Below are 17,234 nucleotides of genomic sequence, written 5' to 3'. Positions count from 1 at the left end.
ATGGGTTTATTGAGCCGATAGTGGCCATTATTCGTTCATATTCAGGTCAATCACTCGCTGTTCATCCCAGTACATATCCACAAACTCTTGCTTAATGCCTACTTCGGCTTTGTTAAAGTGTGTGCGGAAGAGTTGCCAGCTTACGTCGAGCATCATTTTGGTGTCGATGTTGAGGTCGATGGCCAGGATTTGTTCCGAATAGGCTTTGGCGAACTCGAGTGTGCGCTCATCGTAGTCTGTCAGGTCAAAGCCGTTTTCAAGTTTGGTGCGTGCGTTGGCTGCATCGGCATACAAGCGGATGGCTGCGTTCATCACCTGCGGGTGGTCTTTGCGGGTTTGCTTGCCAATCACCAACTGCTTCAAGCGAGAGAGGCTTCGGAAGGGATCGACAATGACCTTTCCGATGTCTGAATCGCGGCGCAGGAAGAGCTGACCTTCGGTAATGTAACCTGTGTTATCGGGGATGGCATGGGTGATGTCGCCGCCCGAAAGGGTGGTAACGGCCACAATGGTGATGGAGCCTCCCGATGGGAACTGAACCGCTTTTTCGTAGATGCGCGCCAGGTCGGAATAAAGTGAACCGGGCATGCTGTCTTTTGAAGGAATCTGATCCATTCGGTTCGACACAATACTGAGAGCATCGGCATACAGGGTCATGTCGGTGAGCAGCACCAGTACTTTTTCATTTTTATCCACCGCAAAATATTCGGCAGCCGTCAGTGCCATGTCGGGCACCAGGAGGCGTTCGACGGGCGGGTTGTCGGTGGTGTTCACAAAGCTGACGATGCGGTTGAGGGCTCCGGCATTGTCGAACACGTTTTTAAAGTAGAGGTAGTCATCGTTTGAGAGTCCCATGCCCCCCAGGATGATTTTGTCGGCCTGTGCACGAAGCGCCACGCTGGCCATCACCTGGTTGTATGGTTGATCGGGGTCGGCAAAAAATGGGATTTTTTGGCCGGTCACCAGCGTGTTGTTCAGGTCGATGCCCGCAATGCCGGTGGCAATGAGGTGCGATGGTTGCATGCGACGCACCGGGTTTACCGACGGGCTGCCTATGTCGCGTGTTTCGCCTTCCACTTCCGGGCCTCCATCGATGGGGTCGCCAAAGGCATTGAAAAAACGTCCGGCCAACTGCTCGCTCACTTTCAATTGTGGAGGGCGCGACAGAAACACCACCTCTGCGTTGGTGGGAATGCCTTCGGTGCCCGAAAACACCTGAAGAATCACGTCATCACCCATGATTTTCACCACCTGTCCCAGTCGTCCGTGTACGAGTGCCAGTTCGTCATAACCCACGTTGGCGGCCTTGAGGCTAACGGTGGCTTTGGTGATGTTGTTGATTTTTGTGTATATCTTTTGAAAAGCCTGAGTTTCCATAATTGCTTGGTTTGTGATCCGCAAATTAGTTTAAGTGTGATTGAATCATTGTGTTGAGTTCGGTCATGTAAGCATTGAATTTCTCACTGTTGAACTCGGCATAATTGATTTGCTTAAACTGGTTGATGATCTGTTTGAAATAACTGCCCACTTCTTCAAAGTTGTCGAAGTCGAACGATGCATCGGCCACTTCCAACACCTTCTCGAGCATGTATTTTTGACGCTCCATGGGCGTTGATGCATCGATTTTATCAAAAGCATCTTGTTGAAGAATGACAAAGTCGATGAGCTCCGATTTCCAAAAGCGCTCGTGGAATTCCAAGGGCACCCCGTCATCGCCAAGGATGTTGATTTGTTCGCGGGCTTCTTTCCCTCGCAGAAGGATATCTTTTGATTTGATCACGTTAGTTAGCCATGTGTCGCCAACGTGGTGATCGAGATATGACTGTACTTCAGGGTATTCAAGGTATTTTGAATAGCTGTCGATGGCATCGATGGCCGGATAGCGTTTACTGTCGGCACGTGCCTGTGAAAGTCCGTAAAAACAACGGGCTGCTTTGCGGGTCGATTCGGTGACAGGTTCCTTGAGGTTACCCCCGGCAGGCGACACGGTTCCAATGAAGGTGATGGATCCGCTGACTCCATTATTTAAGATGACATATCCGGCGCGGCTGTAAAAGTTCGACACAATGGCCGACAAGTCCATGGGGAAAGCATCGGGGCCGGGAAGTTCTTCCAATCGATTCGACATCTCGCGCAGCGCTTGTGCCCATCGTGATGTGGAGTCGGCCATCAGTAGCACACGCAGACCCATGTTGCGGTAATATTCCCCCAGGGTCATGGCTGTGTACACCGATGCTTCACGCGCAGCAACCGGCATGTTGGAGGTGTTGGCGATGATGGTGGTGCGCTCAATGAGTTTTTTCCCGGTTCGGGGGTCTTCTAGTTCGGGGAATTCGGTGAACACTTCCACCACTTCATTGGCTCGTTCCCCACATGCGGCAATAATCACGATGTCGGCTTCTGCTTGTTTGGAGATGGCATGTTGCAACACCGTTTTGCCCGTTCCAAAAGGCCCGGGAATGAAGCCCGTTCCCCCTTCGGTGATAGGGTTGAGCGTATCGATGCAACGAACGCCGGTTTCGAGCAGTTTAAATGGGCGCGGTTTTTCTTTGTATTGGCGGATGGCCATTTTCACCGGCCATTTTTGCACCATGGTGATTTTGTGGGCGTGGCCATTTTCGTCGGTGATCGTGGCAATGGTATCGTCCACTTTGTGTTGGCCGGCCGGGGTGACCGATTTAACGGTGTAATTGCCAGTCATTTTAAATGGAACCATGATTTTGTGGGGCATGCCGTTTTCAGACACTTCGCCGAGCCAGTCGCCGGCGCTCACTTGGTCGCCAGGCTTGGCAATGGGTGTGAAATTCCAACGTTTGTCTCGATCCAGAGGGTCGGTGTATTCGCCGCGGCGCAAAAACACGCCATCCATTTTGTCGAGGTCGTTTTGGAGTCCGTCGTAGTTTTTCGACAGAATGCCGGGGCCCAGGGTCACTTCAAGCATGTGCCCTTCAAAAATCACTTCGGTGCCGCATTTTAGCCCTCGGGTGCTTTCAAAAACCTGCACATAGGCATTTCGACCTAATATTTTAATGACTTCGGCCATCAGAGGTACCCCTTGATGCTGAATGAAACAAATCTCGTTTTGCGATACCGGGCCGTTGGTTTCTACAATTACCAGGTTGGCAATGATACCGGCTACTTTGCCGGTTGTTTTATGATTATTTTCCATGTCGCACTTTAAATTCATCAGGTATTTCATAGCCGGCTTGCAACTCTTGCAGCAGGCGGTTGAACAACTCACGTCCTCGGGCGCTGTCGAGAACCATCCATCGCTCAATGATCATGATTTTGAGCAGAAATGCCAGAACTTTTTCGATGGTGAAATAATTGAAAAACGTTGCGTCATCAATGAATTTCCATCGTAGGGTATCTAGTTGCAACTCCCGATCTACCAGGTTGGTATTTTCGTGAAGTTGAATCCAGGCATCCAATCCGGGGATGAGCGATGAGAGTCCGAAATCGCGTGAGCGGTTTTTTTTCAGGGCTTCGGTTATCTCATTGTCGCCAATTAAATCGTCATCGAAAGCCAAATTGTACTTGCGGCCGTTAAGGGCTGCCATCACATTGCGCAGGTTGCTGTCGAATTCGCTCCAGTTATTCATGAAGGCATTGGAGCTTTGCGATAACATCCGGTAATAGCCGTTTTGCAAGGCCATGATGACCTGCTTTTCGTGCATGGGGTCAGTGGCTGTGAACCATTGATCCAGCGTTGATTGAATATAATCGGGAAACGCTTGGCGCAATGGGTTTTCGATCTCCTTTTTGTCGATGAGCAGATCAATCAATTCCTTGTGGAAAAGAGCCATGGGATGAAAGGCTTTTTCGGGATGGAACAAGGCATTGACGATGTTCAGATGATCGAAAGGGAGACAGAGCTGGTCGCACAGCACCCGATCGGAGGGGTGGAGGTCGCGATTCAGCATCTCACGGACGTCCTGAAATGGCAACGATTTTTTGTCGTTGAGAACCAAATCGGGCAATCCGGCGATTAAACAGTAATAGTGACGTTCAAACATCTGCATCCTTTACTTTTCAAACAATAATTTAGCGGTTTTGGGGCGCAGATAGGTTTTCAGATAATTGATGAAGTCATTGTCGGTGAACCCGATTTGGTAGTTTTCACCCTGAGGGCTTACTTTAAACCCGGCATTGATTTGCTTACTGAATGTGAGTTGAACTCCTTTGTGAAGGTGTTGCCCCAAGCTGTTTTTTAATGAAGTTTCAAGCAGCTCCTTATCTTTATCGGATAACATGATGTCTAAGTTTGTGTTGCCCGATTTTTGCCAGTCGGCCACTACTTTGATGATAAGATCCTGAAGAAATGCTTTGTCATCGAACAGTTTTGTGACCGATGGTTTAACCACTTGCAAAGTGACCATTTCGGACATTTGTTGTTTGAGCGCATTCAAGGCTTGTTCGGTAGCCATTTTGACCTCGCTTTCGACGTTGCGTTTGTGTTCGTCGGCATCGTGGGTGGCTTTCTGAATCGTTCGTTCAGCTTCGGTTTTGGCCGATGTCACAATGGCAGCCGCCTGTTCGTTGGCTTTGTCGATAATTTTTTGAGCTTCGTCTTTTGCTTTCTGAACCCCTTCGGTGTAAATGCGGTCGGTGAGTTCCTGCAATTTGTTTTGCATAAACGTATGGTTTTATTATTGTCTTCTGTTCGATGAATTTTGTAGATTGGGTTATGTGAAATTAGTTTTTAAAAATCAGTTTCCAAATGCCTTCGACGTTTGATGTTTCGTGTTTTTGGTGTTTTTGTAAGAAAAAGTGATGAAATTTCATCGAAATTAACAGTTGCAAAAGTGGGTGAATGTGGTAGTAAATCAGGTGTTTGGAGTTTTTAGCGTAATAACAAGTGTGTGTATTTTTCAAAAAAAGTTAATTAAAGTCAATGGTTTTTGAAAAGAGAAGTACTTTTTTAAGCCGGTTTTCGTTGTAGGCTAATTGTGGCAAGGGATTTGGCTTTGCGCAAGTGTCATTAGTTTTCAAAAGATTGTGTTTTTGTGATTGCAATGTGTTGCCATAAATAGGTTTCCTCTTGTCTTTCATTTTTTACTACTTTTGCAATTCGTAATAAATGGGTGATGCATGACCGTTTTTTGTCGATGCATGAAGTTTTTACGGATTATTTGATTTGTTTGAGTTAATTTATGGACGAGACGTTTGATCATTTGGTGTATTCAAAGAATGTGATTGAATTTGTGACGGTTGGTCGTGAATATTGTCATTTTTTGGAGCATGCCGAAGACTATTCCCGCAAAGACTTTTTTAAAGTGGCTTTGCGTATGTTGCCGTTGCTTTATTTAAAGGCGGTGGTGCTACCAAAGCCTGAGCAAGTGCTGGATGATATGGTTGAGAAGTCGGTAACTGAGTCTTGGTACGAAACCGTTAAAACTGTTTTGGAACAACAGTTAGGTGCTCATAATGTGTACCTGGAGGTGTTTACGCCCGATATTCAACGTGCCGATACGCCTGTTGCTGCTTTCATGGCCGAAGATTTGACGGATATTTATCAGGATGTGAAAGACTTCCTGGAAGTTTTTAAAACCGGGGTCACCGAGCTGATGAATGATGCATTGTATGAGTTGGTCAATAACTTCGAAACTTATTGGGGGCAGAAAGCTGTCAATTGTATGAGGGCACTTCATAACGTGAACTACGGTGATGAGCCTCTTGAAGATGATGAAAGCGACGCTCCGATGGATGAACACGAGCCGGAACGCCAAACAGATAATTGGATATTTACTCAACGCCGCCAACAGTGGAATCTGGATAGCGACCTTCCCTTGGATTGATTATGAATATAGAGAAAACCATCACTGACGAAGAATTGCGGCTTTTGCCCATCGATCAGTTCAATGGCCCCGTAGTGGTGATTGATTCTGTTGAACATGGCAAGGCTGCCGTCAATCAATTGATTACTCAGCCTGTTTTGGGCTTTGATACAGAAACAAAACCATCCTTCAAAAAGGGTGAGATGAATAAAGTGGCATTGCTTCAGTTGTCAACGCCTGATGTTGCTTATCTGTTTCGCATTAACAGAACCGGTTTGTTTCCCGCATTGGTGCAACTGCTTGAGCATCCTCAAATATTAAAAGTTGGGGTGGCTGTTCGTGACGATTTAAGAGCGTTGCAAAAAAGAACGCCGTTTACACCATCCGGTTTTATTGAAATTCAGGATGTTGCGCATGATTTGGGATATAAGGATTCAAGTCTGAAGAAACTGGCAGGTGTGTTGTTGGGCATCCGCATTTCAAAGCGTCAGCGCCTCACCAATTGGGATGCTGAAGAGTTAACTTCCTCACAAATCGTTTATGCTGCAACAGATGCCTGGGTCTCGCTCCAAATTCATAACCATTTGACATCAAAAAATTAAAATTTTAAGCCTTCAACTCATTACATATTGACCATCTTTATGAGCCAATTTTCGCAAGTAATTTTAAAGCCGGGTAAAGATCAAAGCCTGCTTCGTTTTCATCCCTGGGTTTTTTCGGGAGCCATCAAGCAAATTGACGGTTCTGTGATTGAAGGTGATGTGGTGGAGGTTTTCGATTGTCACAAGAATTTTCTGGGCATCGGCCATTATCAAATCGGATCCATTGCTGTTCGTATTCTCTCGTTTCAGCGAGTCGTGCCCGATATTCAGTTTTGGATTGGTAAGTTGTCGAAGGCTTTGGCGTTGCGTCAGGCGTTGGGGTTTGTAAATAACCCGCAGACCAACGCATATCGCCTGGTGCATGGTGAAGGTGACGGACTTCCCGGGTTGATCATCGATTTTTACGCCGGCACAGCCGTGGTGCAAATGCACTCGGTGGGCATGTATTTGTCGCGCGATTTAATATACGAAGCTTTGCAGGCCGTGATGGGTAACAATCTTGAGGCCATCTACGAAAAGTCTGAAGGAACCCTGCCTTACAAGGCCAATGTTAATCCCGAAAACGGATACATCAAAGGAAAGTCGGCCACCCATGTGGCTCTCGAAAACGGGTTGAAGTTTAACGTTGATTGGGAAAAAGGTCAAAAAACCGGCTTTTTTGTCGATCAGCGCGACAATCGTGCCATGGTTGAACATTATGCCAAAGGGCGCAATGTGCTCAATATGTTTTGTTACACCGGCGGGTTTTCCTTTTATGCCATGCGTGGAGGTGCTAATATGGTGCATTCGGTTGATAGTTCCGAGCGCGCCATTGAGCTGACCAAGGCCAACGTAGAGCTTAATTATCCAGGTGACAGCCGTCATGAGGCTTTCGCTGAAGATGCCTTCCGTTATATGGAGCGCTCAAAGAATCGTTACGATTTGATTATTCTTGATCCTCCTGCTTTTGCCAAACACCAAAATGTGTTGGCCAACGCCCTTCAGGGTTATCGTCGTCTCAATGCCAAGGCGTTTGAGCAGATTGCTCCCGGGGGAATTCTTTTTACATTTTCCTGTTCGCAGGTGGTTACCAAAGAGAACTTTCGAACCACCGTGTTTTCGGCAGCAGCCAAGGCCGGTAGGCAGGTGCGTGTGATCAATCAATTGACACAGCCGGCCGACCATCCCATAAATATTTATCACCCCGAAGGTGAATACCTTAAGGGCTTGGTTTTGTTTGTTGAATAACCGGATTCCTTTAACGACTAATTCAAAATTCTGTGAATTTCAGCGATTTCAATTTTTCAACCGAAGTGCTCGAAGGTCTGGCGGCCATGCGCTTCGAAACAGCCACTCCCATTCAGGAAAAGGCTGTGCCCATCATTCAGTCGGGGCGCGACCTGATTGCCTGTGCCCAAACAGGAACCGGTAAAACGGCGGCTTATCTGTTGCCCATTCTCGATAAGTTGGTGCGTAAGGGGGGGAGTTCCGGTACCAGCACCATCATTTTGGTTCCTACCCGTGAGCTGGCTCTTCAAATTGATCAGCAGATGGAGGGGTTCAGCTATTTTCTTCCCGTGACTTCAACTGCCATTTATGGCGGAAACGACAAGGCTGAGTGGGATCGTCAAAAGAATTCGCTCGTGCAGGGTGCTGATATTGTCGTGGCAACTCCCGGACGGATGTTGCAGCATCTCTCAATGGGATATGTCATTTTTGACCAAATTGAGCACCTTGTTTTGGATGAAGCTGACCGCATGCTCGACATGGGCTTTTTTGAAGACATCATGCAGGTGGTGTTGCAGTTGCCCAAAGAACGTCAAACGCTGATGTTTTCGGCCACCATGCCGCCTAAAATCCGTGAAATGGCTCAGCAAATCCTCAAAGATCCGGGAGAGATTTCAATTGCCATCTCAAAGCCTGCCGAAGGGATTTTGCAAGCTGCTTATGTGGTGTACGATCATCAGAAAATTGAACTCATCAATCGTTTGCTTAAAGGGAAAAATCTGACGAGCATCATTATTTTTTCATCGACTAAGCAAAAAGTAAAGGAGATTGCCAAGTCGTTGGCCTCAAATGGGTTCAATTCGCAAGCCATCCATTCCGATTTGGAGCAGGCTGAGCGTGAACAAGTGTTGCTCGATTTCCGAAATCGGAAGGTGCAAATCCTGGTGGCCACTGACATTATTGCTCGTGGTATCGACATCAAGGATATTGAGTTGGTGATAAACTTTGATGTACCTCGCGATGCCGAAGATTACGTACATCGCATCGGGCGAACAGCTCGTGCTAAAACGCAGGGTGTTGGACTCACTTTTATAAATGATAAAGATCAACGGGATTTTCGGAACATTGAGCGACTCATTGAAACTGAAATCTATAAAGCTCCATTGCCTGCTGAAATGGCACCTGGACCGGAGTATAATCCCGACAAACGAGTCGATCGTTCCGGTGATCGTTCGGGAAAAAAAACTTTTAGAAAGAAAAAAGGAGGGGGTGACCGTCGACCACAAGGAGGTAATAACCAGTAACGATATTGATTGATGATGAACGACGTTTTTTCTAAACTTATTGCCGGAGAGTTAAATCTTGGTGTCAAGCAAGTTGAAAATACTATTGCTTTGCTGGCTGAAGGTGCAACCATTCCTTTCATCAGCCGTTACCGTAAAGAGATGACCGGTAGCCTCGATGAAGTGGCGGTTGCCAACATCAAGGAGCGGTACGATAAGTTGCAGGAGATAGAAAAACGCAAAGAAACCATTCTTAAAACCATCGACGAGCAAGGGGTAATGACGTCCGAGTTGAAGAAACGCATTACTGACTGTTTTAACTTGACCGAGCTCGAAGATATTTACTTGCCCTATAAACCCAAACGAAAAACCCGCGCATCCAAAGCACGTGAAAAGGGGTTGGAACCTTTGGCGCAAATTATTTTCAAACAACAGGATCGTGATATTGATGCCTGTGTGGAGCGTTTTCTCAACGACGAGGTCTCGTCGGCCGATGAGGCCATTCAGGGTGCATCAGACATTATTGCCGAGTGGGTAAGTGAGCATCAAACGGCTCGCGATATGGTGCGTACCTCTTTCGAACGCACTGGATACATCACCTCAAAAGTGGTGAAGGGCAAGGAAGAAGAAGGTATCAAGTATAAAGATTATTTCGATTTTTCAGAACCTTTGCGCAAGTGTCAGTCGCATCGTTTGTTGGCCATGCAACGTGGCGCCAATGATGGTTTTTTGCGTGTATCCATTACCCCCGATGAGGAACAGACTCAGGAGCGGTTGATGCGTTATTTTGTGAAGTCAAATACTAAGGCTGCTTCGCTGGTGGCCGATGCTGTGAAGGATTCTTTCAAACGATTGATTGAGCCGGCCATCGAAACTGAGTTTCATAACCTGTCGAAGGTAAAGGCCGACACTGAATCGATACGCGTGTTTACTGAAAACCTTCGCCAGTTACTTTTAGCTGCACCGCTGGGGCAGAAGCGCGTTTTGGCGCTCGACCCGGGTTTTCGAACCGGCTGCAAAGTCGTATGCCTCGATGCACAGGGACAGTTGATTCATAATGAAACCATTTATCCGCATGCTCCCCAAAATCAATGGGGGTTGGCAGCCAAAAAGATTGATAGTTTGGTTGATGCCTATAAAATTGATGCCATTGCCATTGGTAATGGAACGGCTTCGCGTGAAACCGAATCGTTTATCCGGAGCATTCGTTTTGGTAAAGATCTGCAGGTATTTGTGGTTAGCGAAGATGGGGCATCCGTTTATAGCGCCAGTAAGGTGGCGCGTGACGAGTTCCCTGAATATGATGTGACCGTGCGTGGCGCTATTTCCATTGGCCGTCGATTGATGGATCCATTGGCCGAATTGGTGAAAATCGATCCGAAAAGTATTGGGGTAGGGCAGTATCAGCACGATGTGGATCAAGCCCGATTGAAAAGCAGTCTCGACCAAACAGTGGAGTCGTGTGTGAACCTGGTGGGTGTGAACCTTAATACTGCCAGCATGCATTTGCTCACTTATGTGTCGGGTTTGGGGCCTGCATTGGCCAAAAATATTGTCGATTATCGCACCGAGAACGGTCCATTTCAATCCCGTGACGCGCTTAAGAAGGTTCCTCGATTGGGTGCCAAAGCCTATGAACAATGTGCCGGATTTCTTCGTGTAGATGTTTCTGAAAATCCGTTGGACAATTCGGCTGTGCATCCTGAGTCGTACAGTATTGCAAAAAAAATGGCTGCTGATTTGGGTAAGTCTGTGAAAGAACTCATTGGAAACAAAGAGTTATGTGCCCAAATTGATTTGAAAAAATATATCACCGATAAGGTTGGGCTTCCAACACTCACTGATATTGTGAAGGAGTTGGAGAAACCCGGTCGCGATCCGCGTCAGGGCATCAAGGTGTTTGAATTTGATCCCAATGTGCGTACCATCGAAGATTTACGACCCGGTCAGGTTTTACCGGGTATAGTTACCAATATCACCAATTTTGGTGCATTTGTGGATGTTGGTGTAAAACAGGATGGCCTTGTTCACATATCGCAATTGGCTGATCAATTTGTGAGCGATCCCAATACCATCGTCAAACTACATCAACATGTGCAGGTGAAGGTGACGGAAGTCGATGTGGCTCGGAAACGAATACAACTTACCATGAGGGGATTGCAATGAGCATCCCCTTTTTAATTCATTCCCGGTTCAATTCCCGGCAATATCAGTGAGAATTTGCTGCCCTTGCCGGGCTGGCTTTCAACCAACAGGTCGCCTTTGTTCTTTTCTGCCAATTCTTTGCAGAGGATCAGTCCAAGCCCCGTCCCAGGTTCATTTTCGGTTCCCGGTGTTGATGCGGAGTGCTTGCCTTCAAATATATTCCGTATTTGTTCGTTGGTAATCCCAATTCCTTTGTCAATGACATCTATTTGAACCAAGTTATTTTTAGAAGATGATTTTAGGATGATTTCGGAGCCTTTGTGGCTGTATTTAATGGCATTGGTGAGTAAGTTGCGCAAGATGGTTTTCACCATGTTTTCATCCCCCGAAGCGTTGCAACCCGGTTCAATGCTGGTGATTACTTTAATTTCTTTGTGGTCGATGGTCGATGACAGCATGTCGATGGTTTCGGATACCATTCTGTCGATGGGCAGAAGTGTGGTGCGTGTGGTTTCACTGTCGCCGGTTTGTGTTTGGGCCCAATTAATCAGGTTCGAAAGGATTTCTAAGCCATTGTGAGCTGATTGGTTGATGGCTTTTAGAGATTCGAGGATTTCCGGTTTTGAAAACTGATCGTACTCATCGGTAAGTAGTTGTGATAAGGCAGCTTGTCCGTTAAAGGGGGTGCGTAAGTCGTGACCGATGATTGCAAACAATTTGTCTTTGGTGGCAATGAGGTCTTCAAGGGTGCTTTTTTGTTCTTCAATCAGTAATTTTTGTTCCTGCAGCTGCTTGTTGAGGTTTTTTTCCATTTGTAACTTTTGGATGGCCAGTTCTCTTTTTTGTTGTTCCAAGGCCAGCTTTAGTTCCATATTTTTGCGTTCATCTACTGCCATGCTTTGTTTTGTCACCAAGCGGTCAATCATTTTGGGGATGCTGAACAGGAAGTAGCCCATCAATAAAAAATAGACGCTTTTATAAAATTGGCCATCCCAATCAGCCGATGCCACCTGGTTGATTAAATCGGGATCGATGTAGGGGCGTCGCAGTATGTAAATCAGATTGTAGCAGAATATTATATACAATGAATTGAAAATAACCAGTTTACCGTCGTAACGAAGGACAGATAGCATGATGAGAATGGCGTACAAAAATGTTGAAGCAGCAGTTGTGACCGCAATGGGGTTAAAGAAGTAGGAGTAGTTGTAGATGTGTAGGGAGAGAACCGTGATGTCGACAATTGATGACGTGTATTGCAACCATTTGGTGTTTCCAACTTTTTTGAGCAGTTGTACCAAGGCTGAGTTGTAGAGAATGTAAAATACGGCTAGCGATAGTGAAACCCATCCGCGGGCATATTCTCCTGTGCCAAAAATGTAAGCAATCAAAAGCAGAATAGCAGCAATGAGAATCCATCTGAACTTGATGACTTCCCGTTCGCCCCAAATGGCATCGTCTTTAAAGTAGTATGAGAATTTCTTCATGGTATTTGGTTCGGCGTACGCAATTTATGTGATATCATGAATTAATGCAATCAAAAAAAATATCAAGTAATCTTTTTGTCGTTTTGCGTTCCTGGTTTATGATGATATAATCCGGCTACAACCCTTGCAGGAGCGCTGTCGGCCACGATACTCAATGGAAGTGCCACGATCTGAATTGGCGTAAATTTAGGTATTTTGACTAGATTGGTTAAATTTTCGATGATGAAGATGTTGTTTTCAAGAATGAGTCGATGCGCATGATATGGCGAATGATCGGGAGAGGGGGAGTCAATGCCAATGAGGCGTACTTTTTTATCAATCAGGTGGCGGATAATTGATGTCAAAACATTGGGAAAATGGGTGTGATAAGTCGGTTGCCCCCAGTATTGTGCATGTTTTGTGTCAATCAGTACCATTTGATCTTTTAAATCCCTGGTTGATAATTGTTCAATAGCCTGCTCATCGTTATCAATCACAATGCCCTGCCCGATGAAGGTTGAAGGATTAATCTGTGAAATTGGCAGTCCATGGTCGAGCATGTGCAACGGGCCATCGATGTGTGTGCCGGCGTGCATCCCCAGTTCCAACCGGTAATTGCTAAAACCTTGGTGCTCCAATGTTGCAACGCATTTTAGATTCACTTGCGGATCTTCCGGCCAGGTTGGCATGCGGTGCTCAATGGGATGCGATAAGTCAAGCCATTCAACGTTGAGATTCTGTGGGATATACATGGTGGTTTTTTTCTAAATATGTATCGGGCGCATCGATGATTGGGAAAATGAGGGTTACGCGTGTTCCTGCAGGATTTTGTTCGTGATCGTATATGTCCTCAATCTCAAATTTATAATCGTTGAATGTTTTGTAAAACTCATTGAGGATTTCAAAGCGCTCACGAGTAATGGATTGTCCTCGTGGTTGATGACTCCTTTTGCGGTGTTGGGTGTTGCTACGGCCCACGCCATTGTCTTCGATCATACAAATTAAGTTGTTGTCAACTTTTGAGAAGTTGATGATGATGTAACCAATTGATGAAGATGTGAAAGCGTATTTAATGGAGTTTTCAATGTGCGGTTGTAGCAGCATTGGTGGAAGGTATAATGAGTCGGTTTCAATGTTTTCGGCCACGCTAATCACGTATTCAAACCCATCGGAAAATCTCATTTTTTCAACTTCGATGTAGTTGTTCAGGTAATCGAGTTCTTCTTTTAGCGAAATCAAATGACGAGAAGCATTGTCTAGTGTTGAACGCATTAGTTTGGAAAAGAGTCCGATGAAATGAAGTGATTTCTCTGTGTCGTTTTCCAAAACGCTGCATTGTAATGAATTCAATGCGTTAAAAATGAAGTGGGGATTCATTTGCGATTGGAGGGCTTCCATTTTTAACAAGGCCATTCGTTGCTGGTTTTTGTTTTTTTGTTCCTCTTTTCGTTTCACTCCGCGAATTCGAATGTCCAAAACCATGAGCACCACAATAATTGTAACGATGGCATAAAATATAAACGCGTAAATGCTGCGATGAATAGGTGGGTTGATGGTAAACGGGTATTCTTGTTCGATGGGGTGGGTGGGCATGTGTTCATAATAGGCACGTACTTTAAGGCGATATCTGCCCGGACTTAATGCCGGATAGTAAACCATGGGCTGTTGTGTGGGACTGCCATAATCCGTTTCTTGTGGTAGAAGTTGGTATTGATAATGAATTCGTTCTGTGTTGGTCAGATCCTGTGCGTCAAATGAAAAAGAGAGGGTGTTTTCATTACTGGCCAAGTCAATGGCATTGCTTTGACCTCCAAAAAAGCGAGTCTTGACAAGTTGAGAGACGTTGGCTTCAATTCCGTTTTTTGTGATGTGCGTCAGTTTGATTCGTGGTGCCGACGATTGGTGTTGCAGGTTGTCGGGATAAAAACGCATCAGCTTTGCATCGCTTAAGACCCATATCCACCCGGTTGATGATTCTATGGCTTTGAAGGAGTTGGCACAGTCATAGCCTTCGCCGCGTCCCCAATTGATGAATTTTGCATGACCTTCACGCAAAAACAGGGGCAGATCCATTTTTGTAAGTCCTTTGTCTGTGCCAATCCATAGGTTTTGACGGGTATCAATTAGTATCCAGTGAAGGTAATGACCCGGGAAGTCTTTGCCAATCCGCCAGCGTCCAAATTCAAGTAACTGTCCTTTTTTTTCGGTGAGAAGTATCAATGTTTCATATCCATCTGTGACAAATAAATGCTCCTTGCCATCGGTTGCCATGGCGGTGATTGATGAGGGGATAAATGGATGCTCTTCGTTAATAAGGGTTTGGTGGGATAAGTCGTTTGAGGCATTGGTGATGTGACCATCCTGACTGAGAAGCCAGTATGAGTTGGCAAATTTCTCTACTTGAGCAATCAACCCTTCGTGATGTATGCTGGCTTCCGTAATGGTGCCTTCGTCGTTATACAGCCAAATGCGGCTGCTGTGTTGTGCAATGATTTTATTGTCAATTACTTTCAAAAAGTCGCATTTCTGGATGTGCTCTAATATGGGGGTTGTTTTTTTTAACGACTCTTTGATTTTGTATATTTTTTGGTTTTGTAAAGTGATGGCGCCAGTTTGATTTTTGCAGATCGTTTGAGTGAAATCGCTTGAAGGTGAAACTAAAAAATCGTTGAAATATTCAGTCCTGAATGTTAGTTGATATGGTAGTTTGGTTGGTAAGAGGGGGATGCGCCATTGATGATCCCCTACCACCCATAGATTATGATTGGCATCTTCACATAAGTCGGACAAGCGATATTGATGATATTCTGATTTAGCTTCGTACTGTTCAAACATCATCGACGGGAGTGCCAGTATCCCACTGCCTGATGTTCCCATGAAAATGGATCCGGAAAAGGGCTCTTTCCAAATGACATTGACGGCTTTAGCTCGTCGTGTGAGGTGATGATTAATTGGAATGAGTTGCTTGTTACGTATCAGGTACACGCTTTGAATCACAGGTGCTTCATTTTCGGAGGGCGCAATCCAAATATCCTTATTGTTACCTTCTGCAATCCATTGAATGCGAGTTTCAAGAGGGTAGTGATCTCGCGTTTGTTTGTTGATAACTAATAAACCCTGGTTTTGTACCTGAATAATCGTATCACCCCATGATGTGAAATGGATATAATTGATTGTTGAACCTTTGATGTGGGCAAATTCATGAATGGGGAAAACGTTTTTTTTTGTGAAGTGGTAATAAAACAGCCCTTTGCCATTGGTCGAAATAATCAGGCAACTATCGTTTTCCGAAATGGCCGAGATTTCAATTTTATTGGTTCTAAAAGCATAAAATCCAGTGCTATCTCCGACAGATAAGCCATGTCGGGTGCCCACAAACAATTTTTTTTGTTTTTCAGAAAAGTAAACAGACGTGATTTGGTCGGATGATAGACCATTTTTTGTTGTGAAAACCCTAACCGATTTATCTTTTCTAATCAGACAAAGTCCTTTACTGCTTGTACCTGCCCAAATTTCACCCGGTTGGCCTTGGGTGATGCATTGGATTTTTCTGTCGGGAAGATTTTGTTGGCGATAAATGTTGTTTGATTTTCCGTTCCATTTTACCAGTCCGGCATCGGTTCCAATCTAGGTTTCATTATCGGTTGTGCGGATGGCACATCGGATGGTGTTCGATGGTAAGCCGCTTTCGGTGGTGATTTGCTCGGTGAAAAATGTTTGTGCTGTGGCTGTGATCCCTGCGTAAATCCATCCTGCTAAGCCAATTAGGATTGCTCTCTTACTCCATGTCCACATTGAGGATTGCTTTGAGTTTGTCCATCAGGGGTTTAATGTTTCTTTCGGTGATGGGTAAATGCTTGTTGTGAATGGCCAGCGTGCATTTTTCGCGGTTTATTTCGGTCACATAGTGGATGTTGACGATGGCCGAGCGGTGACACCGGAAAAAACATTGTGGGGGCAGGTTTTCTTCAATTGTTCCTAAGGTTTTATTTACCTGTAGTTTCTCCTGATTCAATTTGTAAACCCATGAATAGTTACCATCAGCCTCAATGGCAATGATGTCGCTGTACGGAATCACAAAATATCCCTTGGCGTACGGAACGATGAGTTTCCCCACTTCATAGCGGTTTTGGTTTTGTCCTTTTTCTTGTAAAAGGCGGTGTTGTGATTCAATGCGATGGATGCATTTTTTTAAATCGGCAACGTTCACCGGTTTCAAAAGATAGTCCGAAGCGCCATTGCGAAGGGCGTCAATCGCATAGTCTTTGTATGCACTGATGACCACCACATCAAAATTAATCTCCATGTAGTCAAAAAGTTCAAGGCCGTTTTGAAAAGGCATTTCAATATCCAGAAATACAATCTCTGGTTTGTGTTTGTGAATGAGTTGGATGCCCTCCTTTAATGAACTTGAAATCCCTTCTATTTTAACTGATTCGTTTAAGTATAGTTGAATGATTTTCTCGAGGCTTTTTTGTGCAGCCACTTCATCGTCAATAATTACGGCTTTTAGCATATTTTGTGGGTTACCTAATCGTTGAAATCACTGTGAAAATAGCGATTTTTTTGACCCGTGCCACACCGAGGGGGTTTTTTGATAGGATGAATGTCGCTTTATTTGAAAAACTACCCCTTTCATTGCTAATTGACCCCCTTTCGTTTGTTGGCCATGCCAGGTCGGCGTTCATTGCTTAATATTGCAGTGTCAATCACAAATAACTCTTTACCGATATTATTAACTTTTCATTTTTTAGCTCA

14 protein-coding genes are annotated in these 17,234 nt (G+C 45.2%); 5 read left to right on the top strand and 9 right to left on the bottom strand.

Annotated features, from left to right (window positions below; genetic code table 11):
- Window positions 1–27: 27 nt before the first annotated feature.
- Genes LX69_RS12825 through LX69_RS12810 form a run of 4 tightly spaced genes read right to left on the bottom strand, consistent with a single transcriptional unit; the run spans window position 28 to window position 4,634 of the window.
- Window positions 28–1,377, bottom strand: coding sequence for a V-type ATP synthase subunit B (locus LX69_RS12825; protein ID WP_111446450.1), 1,350 nt, complete (start codon window positions 1,375–1,377; stop codon window positions 28–30).
- A gap of 25 nt (window positions 1,378–1,402) precedes the next feature.
- On the bottom strand, window positions 1,403–3,169 hold the full coding sequence (locus tag LX69_RS12820) for a V-type ATP synthase subunit A (RefSeq protein ID WP_111446470.1): 1,767 nt from the start codon (window positions 3,167–3,169) through the stop codon (window positions 1,403–1,405).
- Complete coding sequence (locus tag LX69_RS12815) at window positions 3,159–4,022, bottom strand: DUF2764 family protein (RefSeq protein ID WP_111446449.1); 864 nt, start codon at window positions 4,020–4,022, stop codon at window positions 3,159–3,161. Before LX69_RS12815 ends, LX69_RS12820 begins: the two co-directional genes overlap by 11 nt.
- Before the next feature lie 3 nt (window positions 4,023–4,025).
- Entirely contained in the window at window positions 4,026–4,634 is a 609-nt protein-coding gene (locus tag LX69_RS12810; RefSeq protein ID WP_111446448.1) for a V-type ATP synthase subunit E family protein, read from the bottom strand.
- 519 nt (window positions 4,635–5,153) lie between these two features.
- Here LX69_RS12810 and LX69_RS12800 point away from each other — a divergent pair.
- Genes LX69_RS12800 through LX69_RS12780 form a run of 5 tightly spaced genes read left to right on the top strand, consistent with a single transcriptional unit; the run spans window position 5,154 to window position 11,034 of the window.
- Entirely contained in the window at window positions 5,154–5,798 is a 645-nt protein-coding gene (locus LX69_RS12800; protein ID WP_111446446.1) for a DUF5063 domain-containing protein, read from the top strand.
- Between the two features lie 2 nt (window positions 5,799–5,800).
- The gene (locus LX69_RS12795) at window positions 5,801–6,379 is read left to right on the top strand and encodes a 3'-5' exonuclease (RefSeq protein WP_245935017.1); all 579 of its coding nucleotides are present in this window, start codon (window positions 5,801–5,803) and stop codon (window positions 6,377–6,379) included.
- 39 nt (window positions 6,380–6,418) lie between these two features.
- Window positions 6,419–7,606, top strand: coding sequence for a class I SAM-dependent rRNA methyltransferase (locus tag LX69_RS12790; protein WP_111446468.1), 1,188 nt, complete (start codon window positions 6,419–6,421; stop codon window positions 7,604–7,606).
- Between the two features lie 32 nt (window positions 7,607–7,638).
- Window positions 7,639–8,889, top strand: a complete 1,251-nt coding sequence (locus LX69_RS12785; RefSeq protein ID WP_111446445.1) for a DEAD/DEAH box helicase — start codon at window positions 7,639–7,641, stop codon at window positions 8,887–8,889.
- 15 nt (window positions 8,890–8,904) lie between these two features.
- Complete coding sequence (locus tag LX69_RS12780) at window positions 8,905–11,034, top strand: Tex family protein (RefSeq protein ID WP_111446467.1); 2,130 nt, start codon at window positions 8,905–8,907, stop codon at window positions 11,032–11,034.
- Between the two features lie 11 nt (window positions 11,035–11,045).
- Here LX69_RS12780 and LX69_RS12775 read toward each other — a convergent pair whose 3' ends face one another.
- The 5 genes from LX69_RS12775 to LX69_RS12760 form a co-directional block, all read right to left on the bottom strand.
- A complete protein-coding gene (locus LX69_RS12775; protein ID WP_111446444.1) occupies window positions 11,046–12,497 on the bottom strand; it encodes a sensor histidine kinase in 1,452 nt (483 codons plus the stop codon).
- Between the two features lie 62 nt (window positions 12,498–12,559).
- On the bottom strand, window positions 12,560–13,228 hold the full coding sequence (locus LX69_RS12770; protein WP_111446443.1) for a cyclase family protein: 669 nt from the start codon (window positions 13,226–13,228) through the stop codon (window positions 12,560–12,562).
- Entirely contained in the window at window positions 13,200–15,851 is a 2,652-nt protein-coding gene (locus LX69_RS12765; protein ID WP_146260733.1) for a sensor histidine kinase, read from the bottom strand. The genes LX69_RS12770 and LX69_RS12765 overlap by 29 nt, the downstream gene beginning before the upstream one ends.
- 252 nt (window positions 15,852–16,103) lie before the next feature.
- Window positions 16,104–16,271 (bottom strand): hypothetical protein, encoded by a 168-nt coding sequence (locus LX69_RS17815; RefSeq protein ID WP_170124384.1) that lies wholly within the window; start codon window positions 16,269–16,271, stop codon window positions 16,104–16,106.
- On the bottom strand, window positions 16,255–16,992 hold the full coding sequence (locus LX69_RS12760) for a LytR/AlgR family response regulator transcription factor (RefSeq protein WP_111446441.1): 738 nt from the start codon (window positions 16,990–16,992) through the stop codon (window positions 16,255–16,257). Before LX69_RS12760 ends, LX69_RS17815 begins: the two co-directional genes overlap by 17 nt.
- Window positions 16,993–17,234 lie beyond the last annotated feature (242 nt).

Origin of the sequence: Breznakibacter xylanolyticus, assembly GCF_003254275.1 — a bacterium.
Taxonomy (GTDB): domain Bacteria; phylum Bacteroidota; class Bacteroidia; order Bacteroidales; family Marinilabiliaceae; genus Breznakibacter; species Breznakibacter xylanolyticus.
The sequence above is the reverse complement of the archived record's forward strand: the minus strand, read 5'-3'. Positions and strand labels throughout refer to the sequence as shown.